The organism is Mucilaginibacter mali, assembly GCF_013283875.1.
In the GTDB taxonomy this organism is placed as follows: domain Bacteria; phylum Bacteroidota; class Bacteroidia; order Sphingobacteriales; family Sphingobacteriaceae; genus Mucilaginibacter; species Mucilaginibacter mali.
Genome location: NZ_CP054139.1, coordinates 5522656 through 5538195, shown reverse-complemented (window position 1 = coordinate 5538195; position 15540 = coordinate 5522656). Strand labels below are relative to the sequence as shown.

The window sequence follows — 15540 nt, the reverse complement described above, 5'->3', positions numbered from 1 at the left end:
GTTGAGAAGCCCCCAATAAGCCTCACTTACAAAATGAAAAAAATAAGAATTGCACAAGCCAAACAGCACTTTGAGTGAAAAAAGAGCCAATACCTTCCTGACATGCCATAAAATTTATAGATTTTAAGCTAATTGTTTGATTTTATGTCAAAAAAATATAGATTTAACTTTGAATCAACGAATTGGTAATATTGGCTGTTTTACACAGTTATCATTTACAATGAATTTGGTTTAGCCCAACAACTTCTTTGATAATGAACATTCGTAAATACGGTGATGATCAATTGGTAGCTGCCCTTCAAAAGGGAGAGGCAACCGCGATGACCGAAATTTACGATCGGTATTGGCGTAAACTATTGGCCATTGCCTACAATCATACCAAAGACAAATCTACCTCGCAGGAAATTGTACAGGAGGTGATGATCAAGTTGTGGGACAGGCGTGAAGACGTCAGGATCGATTCGTTACCGAACTATCTGGCTATGGCCGTTAAATACTCGGTGATCAACTATGCCGTCCGCGAACGCCGGAGAAGTGAGATCGCGTTTAAGGTGATCAGCCAGGCAGATACTTATTTTGATGATGAAAATATCTACGCGCAGTTTTTGCAGGAATACATTAGCGGCGTAGTGGAAACGCTGCCCGAAAAATGCAAACTGGTTTTTAAATCGAGCCGCGAAAATGGGAAAACAGCCCGCCAGATCGCCCTCGATATGGATATCTCTGAAAAAACTGTAGAGGCGCATTTATCAAAAGCGCTGAAATCTATTCGTTACTCTTTGCGCAATGCCGGGGTAATATCATTAACCGTATTTGTATCCCTGTGGACAGGCTACAACGGGTAAGCGGTTATACTCTTAGTTTCGGATAATACAAAAAAGCTTTGCACGGTTGTAATATTAGGCAGCGTGGCCAGTTTGTTACGATAAAAGGCATGATAAGCATCCATATCGCTGGTAGCTATCCTTAATAAAAAATCAAAGGTTCCGGTCATCTGAAAACACTCCATTACTTCGGGAAATTTGGCTACTTCGCGTTCAAAAGTATTCAGCGTATCGGCCGTATGGTCGTTCAATAAAACCTGGCTGAAGGCGATGAGGCTGGTATTTAATTTTTTACGGTTCAATATAGCTACCGTGCGCAGGATAAACCCCTCATCTTTTAACCGCTGGATGCGTTGATGAATGGTACCGATAGATTTATTCAGTTTATAACAGATCTCTTTATTGGTCAAACTCGCGTCCTTTTGCAGGAGCTTTAAAATGTCGATGTCTGTTTGATCTAAATTATTCAGTACCATAATTACTTTTGATTAATAGTAGTGAATATAAGAATTTTTTGTTCAAAAAATGAAAATTAACACACGATTATTGAAAACTATTGTTGTTTTTTATAGCCTATCAGGCATTTATCAATAATTTCAGCGCGCCATACCCACCATTAACGTTAATTAATTCAATATTCTTCGCCGCCTTCAGCATCGAAATATAGATCATCGACCGGTAGCCACCGGCGCAGTACACATAATAAGCTTCCGGCTTATCAACAACGTTGCCTAACTGATGAAAATTACCTAAAGGGAGATTAGTAGCGCCCGCTAAATGCCCTTGTTCAAATTCGGCAGCAGCCCTTACATCAATAATATTAAATTTGTTTTTAGCCTGTAATTTAAAAAACTCGGCTGCGGATAAATTGGGCACCTTATTTATCGTTTTACCCGCTGCCTGCCATCCTTCAAATCCGCCCAGCAAATAACCAGTAACGTTATCAAAACCAACCCTTGCTAAACGGGTAATTACCTCTGTTTCTTTACCACTGTTAGCCACAATAAGCAAACCGGCATTCTCATACGGTAACAAGGCCCCTGCCCAGGTAGCAAACGATCCGTTAAGCCCGATATTTACCGATCCGGGAATATGCCCGGCTGCAAAATCAGCTGGATCGCGGGTATCCAATATCAGGGTATGTTCTTTACGGGCCTCCTGCTCAAACTCGCCGGCCATTAACGCGCGGGTTCCCTTGCGGATGATATCCTGCAAACCGGTGTACCCCTGGCTGTTCAACCTAACATTTATGGGGAAATAAGCCGGCGGCGGGGGGAGCCCGGCCGTTACTTCTGCAATAAATTGGTCCCTGCTAAGGTTAATATTTAATGCATAATTGTTCAATCTTTGATTGCCCAGGGTATCCCAGGTTTCCTTGCTCATATTTTTACCACAGGCGCTGCCCGCGCCGTGGGCCGGGTAAACAACAATATCATCATTAAGCGGCATGATCTTATCGCGCAGCGAATCGAACAGCATTCCTGCAAGTTCATCCTGCGTTAAGCCTTCTTTAGGCTGCTGGGCCAGGTCGGGGCGGCCAACATCACCAATAAATAGTGTATCTCCGGTAAAAATCGTTGTCGCCGTTCCGGTCTCGTCTTCCAGCAGGTAGCAACTGCTTTCTAAGGTATGCCCCGGCGTATGTAACAGTTTCAAGCGCAATTTGCCAATGCAAAAAGTCTCCTCATCCTGGCCAATATAGGCTTCAAAGGCCGTAACAGCTGTTGGGCCATAAACGATGGTAGCGCCGGTTTTTTCGGCCAGTTCAAGATGCCCGCTTACAAAATCGGCATGAAAATGGGTTTCAAAAATATATTTAATGCGGCTGCCCGAGGCTTTAGCCAGTTTAAGATAAACATCCGGTTCGCGGATAGGATCGATAACGGCCGCTTCGCCATCGCTCGAAATAAAGTAAGCGCCCTGGGCCAGGCAATTGGTATATAGCTGTTCAATTTTCATGCTGATGTGATCATAAATTAGTAATAAGGCTACCCTGTTTTAGTAAGATGAATATGCCGAGGATCAATATAAACCAGCCAAAGCCGATCTTAAGACGGTCTGCCTGGATATGTCGCGACAAAGAGGTACCTGCTATGCAACCCACCAATGCGGTTAAGGTAACGCCGGATAATAGCACCCAATTGATCTGCCCCCGCCCTGTATCCGAAAAAAAACCGATCAGGCAATTCAAAAAGATCACCGCCAGTGAGGTACCAACGGCTTTTTTCATATTCAGTCTTAACTGTAGCGTCAATGCAGGGATGAGGATAAAGCCCCCGCCCGCCCCTAACAAGCCTGTTACCGTACCCACCGAAAAAGCGGCGATAACCGATCTTCCGTTAGCGCCGGATGGCTTCAGGTCGGTATCCGTCGCGATATCTTTGCGGCGGATCATTAACCAGGCGGCCAGCATCATTAAAAGGGCAAAAACAACCATGCTTAACCAATTATAGGTCATTGCCCGTGCACCGATGTGGAACAATACCGGCGGTACTACCGGTAACAGAAAACGCCTGATCAATAATACCACCAGCATAGAAAGTATGCCGAATGACAGGACAATACCGGGCAGTACATCGCCTTTTCTAAACTTCATAGCCGTGCCCAGCAAACTGGTTACCCCCACAATAAACAGCGAGTAGGTGGTAGCCAGTATGGGCGGGATATTGAACATAAAAACCAATACGGGCATGGTAAGGATACTGCCGCCGGCGCCGATAAGGCCGAGGGAGATCCCGATAAGGGCGCAAGCTACAAACCCGGCGAGTTCAAGTACCATTATTTAGGCTAATTCGAGTTTACTTTTATGAAAGATCACTTTAGCCGCATCAACCGCTTTTTCAATATCAGCCGAAGTATTGTATTTGCTGAAGGAGAAGCGAACAGTGGCACAGGCAGTACGGCCCAAAGCCTTCATTACGTGCGATGCCGAATCTTCGCCACTGCTACAGGCGCTGCCGCCCGAAACACATACGCCGCTCATATCAAACTGCATGATCACCATATCGTTCTGCCCGTTATCCGGGAAGCATACGCTCAGCACGGTATAAAGTGAATTATCCGGGCTGTGAAAGCTAACGCCCGGGATAGTTTCCAGCAGCCGGCGTTTTAACTGTTCCTTCAACGCGGTGATGTGGGCACGTTCTGGTCCGTAATGGGCCATGGCCAATTCCAGCGCTTTGGCAAAACCAACTATGCCGTAAACATTTTCGGTACCGGCACGCATGTTCCGCTCCTGCCCGCCACCGTGTATAAGTGGTGAAGCATAAACATTTTCGGCTACGTATAATATGCCGGTACCTTTTGGCCCGTGAAATTTATGACCGGCGGCAGAGGCAAAATGCACCCCGCATTCGGCAAGGTCGATAGGGTAATGGCCGATAGACTGCACACAATCAGAGTGAAAAACAGCAGCATAAGTGCGGCACAGATCGCCTACATGTTCTATATTCAGCAAAGCACCGGTCTCGTTATTGGCGTGCATTAGTGAAACGAGGCACTTTTTACCATCCCTGGCCTGTTCTGCCAATTGCCTTTCCAGGTCTTCATAATCCACTTCGCCATCAGCGGTTAACTGTACAAATGAATACAGGATGCCTTTTGCCTTGCTATAATGTTCTACGGTATGCAATACGGCGTGATGTTCTATAGGCGAGGTGATGATATGGGTGCAACCCAGATCGCGCACAGCCGACGCGATCGCGGTGTTATTACTTTCGGTACCGCCGCTGGTAAAATATATCGAAGTGGGTTTTACGCCCAATATCTGCGCTACACTTCTGCGGGCGCGCTCAATAGCCGAACGGGTGGTGCGTCCGTAAGAATAGGTTGAAGACGGATTGCCGAATTGCTCCTGCATATAAGGCAGCATTGCTTCCAAAACTTCGGGCGACAATGCCGTAGTGGCTGCATTATCTAAATAGATGATCTGATCCATAATTAAAATTTTTGGTAAAAAGCATCCGCTTCAGAGGACGCTTTTTTAGTTATCGCTTAACTATTATTAACTAACTTATAAAAAGAACGAAATGAAGACTTTTAAGTAGTTTTTTTATTTTCTACGGAAGGCGGCTAAGCCGCTATCCAGGTAATTTAAATATTGGGCCACATCGTAATTGGCGCCTTGCGGGGCCACCAGCGGCTGTTCTGTTTCCGGATCGAGCAATACATAGAATGGCTGCGAATTAGCCTCGAACCTTGATGTTTGCAGGTAGCTCCACTTGTTGCCAAGCGTTTTGATGGCGCGGCCTTCAGGCGTTGTAGTTTGCTCGTTGGCAGCCAGGTCGGTTTTATCGTCTACATATAATTGTATCAATACATACTCCTGGTTGATGCGTTGCGCTACCTGCTTATCGGGCCATACATTGGCTTCCATTTTACGGCAGTTTACGCAGGCGTGCCCGGTAAAATCTATCATCACCGGCTTGTGCATTTTTTTGGCGTAAGCCAGGCCCTCATCATAATCGAAGTACGGGTTGAAGCCTTTGGGTTTATCGAATAAGGTGCTATACTTATGCGGCTGGGTATCGGCGCTTTCGGCAACAGCATTGCTCACGCCCGACGAAAGGTCGAAATCCTGCGTAGACATTGGCGGTAGAAAAGCGCTTACCGATTTTAACGGCGCCCCCCATAAGCCCGGCACCAGATACATGGTGAACGATAAGGTGATGATGGCGATGAAAAGGCGTGGCACCGAGATATAAGGCAGGTCGCTATCATGACTGAACTTCAACTTCCCTAAAAGGTAAAAGCCCATCAGCGCGAAGATCACGATCCACAGCACCAGGAATACTTCCCTGTCGAACCAATGCCAGTGATATGCCAGATCGACATTGCTTAAAAATTTGAGGGCCAATGCCAGCTCCAGGAAACCAAGGGTAACCTTTACGCTGTTTAACCACCCGCCCGATTTTGGCAGGGCGTTCATCCAGCTTGGGAACATGGCGAATAAAGTAAACGGCAAGGCCAATGCCAGCGAGAACCCAAACATGCCAACCGCCGGGCCAAGCAATGCTCCCGTAGTAGCTGCCTGTACCAGCAAAGTACCAATAATTGGCCCTGTACAGCTAAAGGACACTAATGATAGCGTAGCCGCCATGAAAAAGATCCCGGCCAAACCTTTACGGTCCGACTCCTGGTCCATTTTGTTAACCCACTTGCTGGGCAGGGTAATTTCGAACGCGCCTAAAAACGAAGCGGCGAATACCACCAGCAATAAAAAGAACGCAAAGTTGAAGATGCCGTTGGTTGATAAGCTGTTGAGCGCGTCCGGCCCAAAGCAAACGGTAATGAGCAAACCAAGGATCACATATATAACAATGATGCTTACCCCATAAGTGATGGCCTTACCTACGCCGCTGCTCTTATCGCCCGATCCCTTGGTGAAGTAGCTAACCGTCATCGGTAGCATGGGGAAGATGCAGGGCATCAGTATTGCCGCGAAGCCGCCCAGCAAACCTGCTATAAAAATAGCCCATAAGGTTTGCTGCTGTTGCTGCTTGTGTGCCTGGCCTGTGGCTGTCTTTGCCGCTTTTTTAGCCTTAACCGGTGCTACTGTCTTTTCGGGTTTGATATCCGTAAAGGTAACGTCGGCTGTAGAAACGGTATCCTGGGCATTGGCCTGTATCGGGCCAAACAGTGGCAGGCAAAATACCAGGGCGAGTAAAAAGATGAATATTGGGTGCTTCATTTATAATTGCGATTAATTTTTTAACCATTAAGGGCCGTTAGGCGGCCAGCCCGATAATTCGGACGACATCTTCATTTTCGGCCATTAAACCGCAATCGGCAATAAGCCCTGTTTGGCTGAAGCCAAGCAGGTGCGGGCCGTCAAGCTCGTTGTATAAACTTAAAACAGCGGCATCGGTGCCATACTGGGCCAGTAATAAAGCGCCGGGATAAGTCTTGATAATAGTGGTACTGTATTTTGATAGCGTGCTTGCCTTAACGCCTTCAAAAAAAGCGCTGTCTATTTTAAAATAGGCCGCCCGCAAACACAGCGCCTGGTTATATTTAGCAACCTCGACCGCGAAAATCTCAATAATGTTTTCCAGTTTTAAAGCAAGGATGGCGATCTCACCTTCAGTGCCGACCACTTCTACGGTGATCAGGGTAATGTCGCTAATATCAGTAGCCGCTAAGCTTAAGCTATTGATCTTCATCTTTCTCTTTTCGATCATTCCGGTAACCAAATGCAGCAGGCCTGGCCTGTCTTCTGCTTTTAAGGTTAAAACATATTGTTCTTTCATAATTCAATTGTTGCTTGTCTGTCAACGCCCATTACCGTAAAATAAAGGCAAAGGCGTGGCCCGGGGCTATCCCCAAAAGGCAATCTAAAGTTTTCTGCTTACTTATTTTATCGGGATACTAAACTCCTCGGTGGTTGGCGGCAGGCATTGCTTGTCGTTACAGGTCATGTATTCTAACGATCCCTTAACCGTGGTTTGTCCTTTTTTCAATTTAATTTTTTGCTGAAAAATGGCACTTCCCTCAAAAAAGGCCACATCCATACCAAACACTTTTTCCATACGTACAATTGGCTTCGGCTCGATGGTTTTTCCAACAAGTGTATATTCCGGCGAGGCCGTGAACGTGAACGTAGTTTTAATAGGGCCGCCCTCTTTAACAAACTGCGAGTATACGTGCCAGCCTTCATCAATATTAGCTTTTAAAAACACTACGGCTTCTGTAGCGCTGGTTTTTTTGGCAGCATAGCTCCAGTTAACCGGGGTTAAAATTTGCGCCTTCGCTTTTATGGCAAATAAGGCCAGCACAATAAAAATTTTTAAGGTCTTCTTCATGGTGATATAATGTGATTTATGAATTGAGTGTTAAATGAATATTACAACAATAAAATTCAGTAATATTGATTTATATAACAATCATTTATAATAAATCCATAAATTTTATGGATTTATGGATTTATATGATCAAAATATTCAGTTTTAGACCAGCCCACTCCCCTAACGTTGTCTTTTTTTTCATTTTAACCTCTTCAAAAAGGCAGTTTAAATGGATAATTGCGGGGTGATACTACCTACGTTTTCAGGCATAATCCCCTGAATCAGGAACCTTTACGCGCCATTTCTATCATAGCGGCCAGTTCAGCGGCGTTGGCTTCGTCCTGTCCTGATGTAAAGCCTGTTAAATGAAACCTGATCTTGCCGTTACCATCAATAATAAACTTTGAGGGGATACCCGGAACCTTAAAAGCCGTAACCGCGGGGTTGATCTTCGATTTGGCATCCTTAACATCCATATAAAGCGGGAAGGTGTAATTATTGGCAGCGATATAGGCCTTAGCATCCGCCAGCGGCGTAGTTGAGCGCTCCCAGGTATGGATGAACAGGAACTTAACGTTAGGATCATTCCTGTACTGGTTTACCGCCAGCTGCATAGCCGGGAACGAAGCCTTGCAGGGGCCGCACCACGTAGCCCAAAAATCAAGCACAATGGTTTTGCCCTTATAATCGGCCAGCGATACTTTTTTGCCGTTCACATCGGTTACCCTAAAATCGGGCGATTGGTCGTTTGTCATCTTTTTGCCCAGATCAGCGCTCACCTTAGCCAGCAGGTCATTTTTTACCGATGCGAGGTAGGCGCTGCCATCCTTACCGGGGTTAACCTTTTCATAAGCCGTTTTTAGCTGCACGGTCAGTTCCGCATTCGATCGCCCTTCTGATGCGATCTGAGTTAACAATGGCAAGGCCTCCTGGTATTGACCGTTTACCGCCAACAGATACGCGTAAGATTTGGTAGCATCGTTAATGGTGGTCTTCGGGAAATAATCGTAGGCATCCTTAGCGTATTTAAGCGCTTCGGCATTGTTGCCCTGCTTAGCCAGGATCTTGCTGTAAAGTATCTCGTAGCTGTAATACATGGCCTTGTTGTTATTGCCGCCACGTCCGTTACCCTGCGCGGGGGCAGTTTCGGTAAGGGTTGGCTTCAGGCGGTCTAACTCTGGCTTTACCAGTTTTTCGGCGGCAGCGGGATCGTAAGCTAAAAACGCCGTCGCTATCGCCATGGCATTCGAGCGGCCTTTTACCTGTTGCAGGTGATACAGCGCCTTCACGGTGTTTTTAGCCTCGGCAAATGTTACGGCCATAGTGTTATGCGCCTGGTTAAACTCCATCGATTCGGTTTTATCCGGGAAGGTCTTTTGCAATTCTGCAAACAGCGCTTCCTGCTTTACCGGGTCCGACTCGTGCGAGAAGTTATTCATGGCAACCAACAAGGCATAACGGCCATGTGGGAATTTTGCCGCGGCCGCATAGATCACCGAATCGCCTTTGGGCGACTGGTTGGTTGATGCATAATACTGCACCACGGTGGCCAAATCGTTCTCGTTATTGCTGTTTCCTAAAGCGGCAAGTTTCATTTTAAGTTTGGCGGGATCGGCTTCATTCTTTAACGAATCGACAGCCGGGTTCGACCTGCCCTGGCCGAATGCTACGGCCACGCAAAAAGAGAAAACAATACTTAATGTATTTTTCATGATTGATTTATTTTATAGAGGTATATATTAAATCGAAAGGGTTAATTCTGGTCTGTTAAACTATTTTTCAGGAAGACGCGTAGTTGCTGCACCGGGACTACCAGCGCCGTGGTGCGGCTAAACCTTGCCTCACCGATGCCATAAAACACGCCCTTAGTATCAAACACCGGCCCACCGCATTCTTCGGGATGCAGGCGCGCGTCGGTGGCGAATACCTTCGGGAAGCCATCCTTACGGATGCTGGTACCGCCTATCGGCCGGCCGGCAACGTGCCCCGGATCGGCCATGGGTCTTGCTTTTAGGGTAACCTTGCGGACCATGCTTTGCCCATCGCGAATAATGCCTACACTGATCACATCGCCCGGCAGGTATTTTTCCAACACCCGCTGATAATCTGGCGGGAGCTTTAATTCTTCGCCGTTAACGCTCTGTATCACATCGCCGGTTTTTAAGCTATCCATAGCCGGTGAGCCCCGCTGTATGCGGGATAACACAATTTTATTATCCTGAAAAACCGATGACGCGCCAAAGAAACCCGGGCTATATTTAAGCGGAATAGCAAAACCCACGGAGCTCAATACACTCACTTTGGGTAGCGAATCGACCCGTGGCAATAACAGGATGTTGCCTAACTGGGTTAACTGCAAACTATCGGCATTATTGATATCGATCTTGATACCGCCCTCCAGCTTGCTATCTAAGCCAAATATCACCAGGTCATTTGCCGCATCGCGCGCAATTATCTTCGCTTTAACCGCTGCTCCCTTCGCCGTGGCTACCATAGGCATATCGCCAACATACGAACTTTTGCTGATGATAAAATGCTGGCCCTGGTACTTCTTCGCGCCCAATCCCACAGGTTCGATAATAGTGCCATTGATCTTTTGATCCACTCCTTTTACCTTGCTGGTGATAACTACCATGCCCGATCTAAACGGGGCCGCTACTGCATCCAGGGTTTTGCCTAAATGTTCCAGATCAGCGTATACACCGATCTGCGACGCTTTTGGATCCTTCTTTACATCGTCCACAACTTCCGGCAAAACAGTGTATGTTTTGGGTTGATTTAAGGCCGTCCAGTATTTGCGGTAGTAATCGACCGGGATCTCGTAATTAATATCTTCCGATAAGTCGCAGCGGCTGTGCAAGCCGATCAGTCTGCCCATATAATCGTATAATGCACCGCCTGAATCGCCGGGTTCCATTACGCAGGTAGACTGGATAAAACCCCACTTGTTCAGCGTATCGGCAATATATCCAAATCGCACGGTTGGCAGCGGCTGCCCCAAAGTTTCGGGATAGGCAATGCTGATACAAGGCTCATCCTTTTTAAGGGCCGATGACCAACCCATTTCCGCATAAGGCCATTTGCCGGGCGTAATGATCTTCATCATAGCCACGTCTGGCTGGGTAGGTGTGGCGGCAAGGTCTATCCGGCCAAGCCCAACGGCGATGCAGGTTTTACCATCAGGAAACAGCACTTTGTAAGTACGGTTAGGTTGAATAGCATGTGCCGCGGTAAGGATATGCCCCCCGGCGCTCACCACCGCCCCGCTGAATTGCGCGCTGTTCTGCATTTTCCGAACGGTATCAAAACCCATTATCTTCACGCTGGCGGGGTAGGCTTTTTTAATGCCCTCCTGCACGCTTTTTTGCAACGCGCCAGTATTTAACGCCTGCGCGGAAGCACGTCCCAATCCCAATACAAGGACCAAAGCCATCAATATCATATTGCGCGCGCTCATATCTGTGTATTGCTTAATGACCGGGCCGAAGTCTCCACAAATTTTTGAACGCCGCGTGCCGCAGTGGCTATGGAACTAACACGACTGTAACGCGCCATATTGATGCCTATAAATCGACCGTTGCTATCGAACACCGGCCCTCCGCATTCTGATGGTTTGATCACAGCATCGTGCACAAAAGTGTCCCAAAAGCCGTCGTAACGTTCGCTGCGGCCACCCTCAAATCTCGACGCGATGTGTGTGCTGTTAGCCGGCGGGCGCAAGCGCAGGGTGATATTATAAGAAAAGGCGTTGTTATCACGGCTACCGTTAACTACCGCCACCTCGCCAGGCTTGTGCTTTTGTATGGCTTTCAGAAAATCATCGGGGGTGCTGAGTTTTTGCCCGTCGATACTGGTTATCTCATCATCCACCTTTAAAAACTCCATTGCGGCGGTGTTCGGCTGCACCATGTTCATCACCAGCTTGCCGTTCTTGTTCGCGGTGCCACCACCGAGATAGCCGATACTCGAAAAGTTTTTAAGCGGAAACTCGGCAGAAGCCAATACGCTCACTACACCTGTTTTGGCTGGTTCGGCAGAGAGCAGTAAAGTACCCAACTGATCGTTGGTAATACTATCTGCTTTAAGCGAATAGATATCGATGGTATTTTTCAGCTTCGTGTCAATCTGTACCAGGGCCAAATCGCTGTTATTATCACGGCTGATGATTTTCCCCGCTACCATTTTTCCATCGGGCAATTGCACTTGTATGCTATCGCCCAGCATAGAGTTTTTGGTAACCAGGAAGCCTTTTCCCTTTAGCAGATTTTTAGCAGCTAATCCATCCAGCGATACGGCTGTGCCTAAAATACTTAGTGGCTTGCCCTTGTTTACACTCTTTACCAACAGGCTATAGTCGGTATACTTTGATTTCAGTCCGCCGAAGGTAGAATCCAGTTTGGCGATGCCGATAAAGTTCTTCTCGCCCATCCGTAACGAATCTACCGGTACAAGATCCTCGGCAGGCATGGCTTTATAATCTTCGGGTTTGTTAAGGGCCGTCCAGTATTTGCGATATAGGTCTACCGGTATTTCCATATTATCTGTAACCGGCATATTGATGCTGCTATGCAAACCCACTACCCTGCCATACATATCAAACACCGGGCCGCCCGAATCCCCGGGCTCCATCAGGCAGGTGGTACGGATGCGTGTACCACGGCGTGTTAAAGGTTCGGCTACATAACCCAGGCGAACTACCTGCCGTTTTGGCTTTGCGGGCGGCGTATTTATGGTATTGGTGTTAAAGCTGCCGGGGTAAGCAATACTGATGCAAGGCTCATTCACCTTAAGCGATGACGACCAGCCGATTGGCGCACTTGGATAATTACCCGGCTCGTTAATTTTCATAATAGCCGCGTCTACAGATTGCATGCGGCCTAAACCGGTGGCCGTGCGTTCGGTCCCATCAGAGAAAATTACGATATACGTTTTGTTCGGAAAGCAAACGTGGGCGGCGGTAAGTATCAGGCCGTCTTTGCTGACCACTACCCCGCTGAAGAGTTCGTTGGTCAGGATCTTTTTTTGAGGATCGTAATCTGCTAAAAACACGGTGGCCGGGGCTGCCTTCTTAATTACCTCCTGTACCTGCCGGGTAAATTTTTCAAGCTCCTTAGCTTGCGAAAAGGCAATAGTATTTAGTAACAGCATTGTCGCGGTGGACAATGCTGTTATAATTTGTTTGTTTTTCATATCAAATGTTTGAGATGGCTAAAGCCGATAGAAGCATCTTAAAACATAGCTCCACCATCATACTTTTATTTACCGCTCCGGTAATTAGCAAGTAGTGTCTGGTATTCGGCCTTTTGCTCTTCGGAAATATGTTGAGTACTCGTGGCAAGATATTTATTTGCCTTCTCCATCGCAGCGATTGCTTCAGCTTTTTTTCCTGTGCGATAAAGGGCCTGGGCGTAAATGGCTTGAACGGTCGGGTCTTGCAGATCACTGTGCTCCATCGCTTTTTTGACGATCTGCATCACCAGATCGTAATCGCGCACATTTTCATCGACGATTGGTGATTGCGATAATTTTGTTGTCCCCATAATACTCTCCGCCCATTCCAGCAGCATGATAGGGGAGTTTTCATATGTTTTGAAAACCTCTTGCCCGTAAGCCTTCGCGGCGACAGGGTCGATGTCGGTAAGGAACTTGTATTTATACATGCGCCAATGCCCGCCTTCAAAATTGTTAACCCCTACAATAGGTATAATTTGATCAATGATCTCGATCTGTTTGCGTTTATCTTTTGCCTTCCAGGCAAGTGTATACCCTTTTTGGATCTCCATAATCTGATCGTCCTTCTTTTTGGCCATTTCAGCAACAAGCGCCGGCGAATTGGCATCCCATTTTCCGGCAACCAATAGTTCAAGGGCTTCATCCATTCCTGATGGCGGGAACCCGTACCAAACCACCTTCCCATTGCCATCAACAATAAACGCACACGGGATACCCCGCTGTCCCGCCGCATTCATCCAATTTTTGGTCATAAAAGCATCAGGCCCGTCTGCGCCGACGTTATAATCCATAGCTTTACCCATACTTGCTACAAACCGCTCAACATTGGGCATATAATCAATGGTTTTATCGGCTACTTTTGAGACCTCTAAAATATCGATGCCGAGAATATTCACCTTACCTTTATACTTCTCAGCAAGTTCTGATAAGTGCGGCATACCTTTTCGGCAGGGGGCGCACCAGGTCGCCCAAAATTCCACCACGTAGATCTGGCCTTTTTTAAACTCGTCTACCTGCTCGCCCTTCAGCCATTTAGCTATTTTTATAGGCGGGGCAGGATCGCCCATTTTAAGGGTAACTGCAGGCTTCTGCGCGAAAACTACAGTGGATAAGCAAAGGGCTGTTATAAAACCGGCCCATATTTTTATATTTTTCATCTTATTTACTTTGTTTGTCTGATACTAAAGTGGCTTATAAGCCATCGAAGCGATCTTTCCAAATCCGCTAAATACCTTCAATGGAGTTGTTCCGATAGCGCCGCTGGTTACGTTGGTAGAAAGCACGTACACCTTGCCTGCTTTTGTGGTAGCATTCCATGTAGCCACGTAAAGCAATTTGTTGCTTTGCGATGTAGTAGCGGTGTAACCAATGCCCTGCGCCAGGAACGGTTTGATACAGGTGATCACCTCGCCTGCCGGGGCAGTAAAGCCGGCTACCGGCGTTGTAGTGGTGCTGGTGGTGTTGCTAAACGCGAAGTTATACACGCTATTATCTGTAGCGTAAAATGCCACCGGCCCTAAGGTTCCCAGCGCGAAGTACTTGGCGTTAAAAATATTCGGCATGGCCGATATATCAATTAGCGCGTAATCAGGCGCGTTTGGCGTGGTTGGGCTAATACCATACAACCAGCGGTGCGATTTATCCAGATCCTCAAAAAAAGCAAACTTATAGGTATCATTATTTAAAATACCGTTGCCCAGGCCCATGTATAGCATGTTCTTCCCAATGTTGTTGAGGCTAAACCTTGGTGTAAAGCCTGCTGCCGGGCCGGCAAATGCGGCGCCCTGGTTGGTTTGTTGTTGAAGGTAGCAAAAGCGCATGTTAAGGGCGTCGTAAAACATACCGTTTTGAGCGTATAGCGTACTCATAAACGGTGCCGCGTAGTAACCCTTGTTATCGATAGTGATCTTACCTACCAGCAAACCGCTGTACATCCATATCACATCCCCATTGTTCACAATGTGGTTGCCGAAGAACGGGATCTCGCCCACGGCCTGGATATTTGGTGTGGCCGGCGCCGCGCCTGAAGAGAACATCTGGCCAAAATTCAACGTAACCTTATAGGTAGGCCGGTTTACAGTTGCCGCGGTTTTATCGGTATACACCGCATCCAGCGTTGGCGATGATGTGTTACTAATGATGGCTACTGGCTTACCGGTAAGCGGGGCGCCGTTGATGGCCGAGAAGATATTCATCTGCACATCATCGGTGGTAACGTTAAGGTTCTCCTCGTTATGCCTGATCAGCGCCACATCGGTGCTACCGCCTGCCGCTGTTTCATATTCAACCAGCCAGCCATCAGCACGTAAGGATAGCAGGGTGTAGCTGTAACGCATTAAGGCCCGGATGCCAGTCGATTTTTCGGTTACCTGCAATTCGGCAGTGTAGTTGCCCGGCACGTAAGTTAGATTGGTAACATTTAAGTTCTTCTCTTTGCTCAGGGTATCGGCTGTACTGCCGTACGACCGCCACAGGTAGGTTAGGTTACTCGCGTCGCCATCGTAAACTATCTTAGGGTTAATAGTCAGCGTGCCGGTAACCGGGTAAAGCGAAAAGCTTTTCACCTGGCCCACGGTATCTACATAAAAGTTGGGCAGCTTGGTGTAGGTATAATTCCCCAGATCTTTTTTGCAGGAAAACAATACCGCGCTTAGCAGGGCGATATATACTCCATATTTTAATAATTTCATGATCGATCCTTT

General features: G+C 47.2%; 13 protein-coding genes. 1 reads left to right on the top strand and 12 read right to left on the bottom strand.

Going from position 1 to position 15540, the window contains the following annotated elements:
• The first annotated feature begins 254 nt into the window (after window positions 1–254).
• Window positions 255–845: an RNA polymerase sigma-70 factor gene (locus HQ865_RS23540; protein WP_173417258.1), complete on the top strand. Its 591-nt coding sequence runs from the start codon at window positions 255–257 to the stop codon at window positions 843–845.
• On the opposite strand, the gene HQ865_RS23535 is transcribed toward HQ865_RS23540, so the two are convergent.
• The 12 genes from HQ865_RS23535 to HQ865_RS23480 all read right to left on the bottom strand — a co-directional run bounded on the left by HQ865_RS23535 (window position 833) and on the right by HQ865_RS23480 (window position 15528).
• Entirely contained in the window at window positions 833–1300 is a 468-nt protein-coding gene (locus tag HQ865_RS23535) for an Lrp/AsnC family transcriptional regulator (RefSeq protein WP_173417257.1), read from the bottom strand. The two genes, HQ865_RS23540 and HQ865_RS23535, sit on opposite strands and share 13 nt — an antisense overlap.
• A gap of 100 nt (window positions 1301–1400) precedes the next feature.
• On the bottom strand, window positions 1401–2783 hold the full coding sequence (locus tag HQ865_RS23530) for an MBL fold metallo-hydrolase (RefSeq protein WP_173417256.1): 1383 nt from the start codon (window positions 2781–2783) through the stop codon (window positions 1401–1403).
• A gap of 10 nt (window positions 2784–2793) precedes the next feature.
• On the bottom strand, window positions 2794–3603 hold the full coding sequence (locus tag HQ865_RS23525; protein WP_173417255.1) for a sulfite exporter TauE/SafE family protein: 810 nt from the start codon (window positions 3601–3603) through the stop codon (window positions 2794–2796).
• Window positions 3604–3606: 3 nt separating this feature from the next.
• Window positions 3607–4761: a cysteine desulfurase family protein gene (locus HQ865_RS23520; protein ID WP_173417254.1), complete on the bottom strand. Its 1155-nt coding sequence runs from the start codon at window positions 4759–4761 to the stop codon at window positions 3607–3609.
• A 114-nt stretch (window positions 4762–4875) separates the two neighbouring features.
• Window positions 4876–6513 (bottom strand): protein-disulfide reductase DsbD family protein, encoded by a 1638-nt coding sequence (locus tag HQ865_RS23515; RefSeq protein WP_173417253.1) that lies wholly within the window; start codon window positions 6511–6513, stop codon window positions 4876–4878.
• A gap of 37 nt (window positions 6514–6550) precedes the next feature.
• Window positions 6551–7072 carry an ACT domain-containing protein gene (locus HQ865_RS23510; RefSeq protein WP_173417252.1) on the bottom strand — a complete coding sequence of 174 codons (522 nt, stop codon included), beginning with the start codon at window positions 7070–7072 and terminating at the stop codon, window positions 6551–6553.
• 102 nt (window positions 7073–7174) lie between these two features.
• Window positions 7175–7624, bottom strand: coding sequence for a protein-disulfide reductase DsbD domain-containing protein (locus HQ865_RS23505; RefSeq protein ID WP_173417251.1), 450 nt, complete (start codon window positions 7622–7624; stop codon window positions 7175–7177).
• 263 nt (window positions 7625–7887) lie between these two features.
• Window positions 7888–9318 carry a redoxin domain-containing protein gene (locus HQ865_RS23500; protein ID WP_173417250.1) on the bottom strand — a complete coding sequence of 477 codons (1431 nt, stop codon included), beginning with the start codon at window positions 9316–9318 and terminating at the stop codon, window positions 7888–7890.
• 41 nt (window positions 9319–9359) lie between these two features.
• Entirely contained in the window at window positions 9360–11063 is a 1704-nt protein-coding gene (locus HQ865_RS23495; RefSeq protein ID WP_173417249.1) for a trypsin-like peptidase domain-containing protein, read from the bottom strand.
• Complete coding sequence (locus tag HQ865_RS23490) at window positions 11060–12796, bottom strand: trypsin-like peptidase domain-containing protein (protein WP_173417248.1); 1737 nt, start codon at window positions 12794–12796, stop codon at window positions 11060–11062. The genes HQ865_RS23495 and HQ865_RS23490 overlap by 4 nt, the downstream gene beginning before the upstream one ends.
• 65 nt (window positions 12797–12861) lie before the next feature.
• Window positions 12862–13995 (bottom strand): TlpA family protein disulfide reductase, encoded by a 1134-nt coding sequence (locus HQ865_RS23485; RefSeq protein ID WP_173417247.1) that lies wholly within the window; start codon window positions 13993–13995, stop codon window positions 12862–12864.
• A 24-nt stretch (window positions 13996–14019) separates the two neighbouring features.
• Window positions 14020–15528: a PKD-like family lipoprotein gene (locus HQ865_RS23480; protein ID WP_173417246.1), complete on the bottom strand. Its 1509-nt coding sequence runs from the start codon at window positions 15526–15528 to the stop codon at window positions 14020–14022.
• Window positions 15529–15540: the final 12 nt, after the last annotated feature.

What these genes read in the sequence shown, in the direction of transcription:
- HQ865_RS23540 (WP_173417258.1), top strand. Translation starts at nt 255, where the DNA reads ATGAACATTCGTAAATACGGTGATGATCAATTGGTAGCTGCCCTTCAA.
- HQ865_RS23535 (WP_173417257.1), bottom strand. Translation starts at nt 1,300, where the DNA reads ATGGTACTGAATAATTTAGATCAAACAGACATCGACATTTTAAAGCTC.
- HQ865_RS23530 (WP_173417256.1), bottom strand. Translation starts at nt 2,783, where the DNA reads ATGAAAATTGAACAGCTATATACCAATTGCCTGGCCCAGGGCGCTTAC.
- HQ865_RS23525 (WP_173417255.1), bottom strand. Translation starts at nt 3,603, where the DNA reads ATGGTACTTGAACTCGCCGGGTTTGTAGCTTGCGCCCTTATCGGGATC.
- HQ865_RS23520 (WP_173417254.1), bottom strand. Translation starts at nt 4,761, where the DNA reads ATGGATCAGATCATCTATTTAGATAATGCAGCCACTACGGCATTGTCG.
- HQ865_RS23515 (WP_173417253.1), bottom strand. Translation starts at nt 6,513, where the DNA reads ATGAAGCACCCAATATTCATCTTTTTACTCGCCCTGGTATTTTGCCTG.
- HQ865_RS23510 (WP_173417252.1), bottom strand. Translation starts at nt 7,072, where the DNA reads ATGAAAGAACAATATGTTTTAACCTTAAAAGCAGAAGACAGGCCAGGC.
- HQ865_RS23505 (WP_173417251.1), bottom strand. Translation starts at nt 7,624, where the DNA reads ATGAAGAAGACCTTAAAAATTTTTATTGTGCTGGCCTTATTTGCCATA.
- HQ865_RS23500 (WP_173417250.1), bottom strand. Translation starts at nt 9,318, where the DNA reads ATGAAAAATACATTAAGTATTGTTTTCTCTTTTTGCGTGGCCGTAGCA.
- HQ865_RS23495 (WP_173417249.1), bottom strand. Translation starts at nt 11,063, where the DNA reads ATGAGCGCGCGCAATATGATATTGATGGCTTTGGTCCTTGTATTGGGA.
- HQ865_RS23490 (WP_173417248.1), bottom strand. Translation starts at nt 12,796, where the DNA reads ATGAAAAACAAACAAATTATAACAGCATTGTCCACCGCGACAATGCTG.
- HQ865_RS23485 (WP_173417247.1), bottom strand. Translation starts at nt 13,995, where the DNA reads ATGAAAAATATAAAAATATGGGCCGGTTTTATAACAGCCCTTTGCTTA.
- HQ865_RS23480 (WP_173417246.1), bottom strand. Translation starts at nt 15,528, where the DNA reads ATGAAATTATTAAAATATGGAGTATATATCGCCCTGCTAAGCGCGGTA.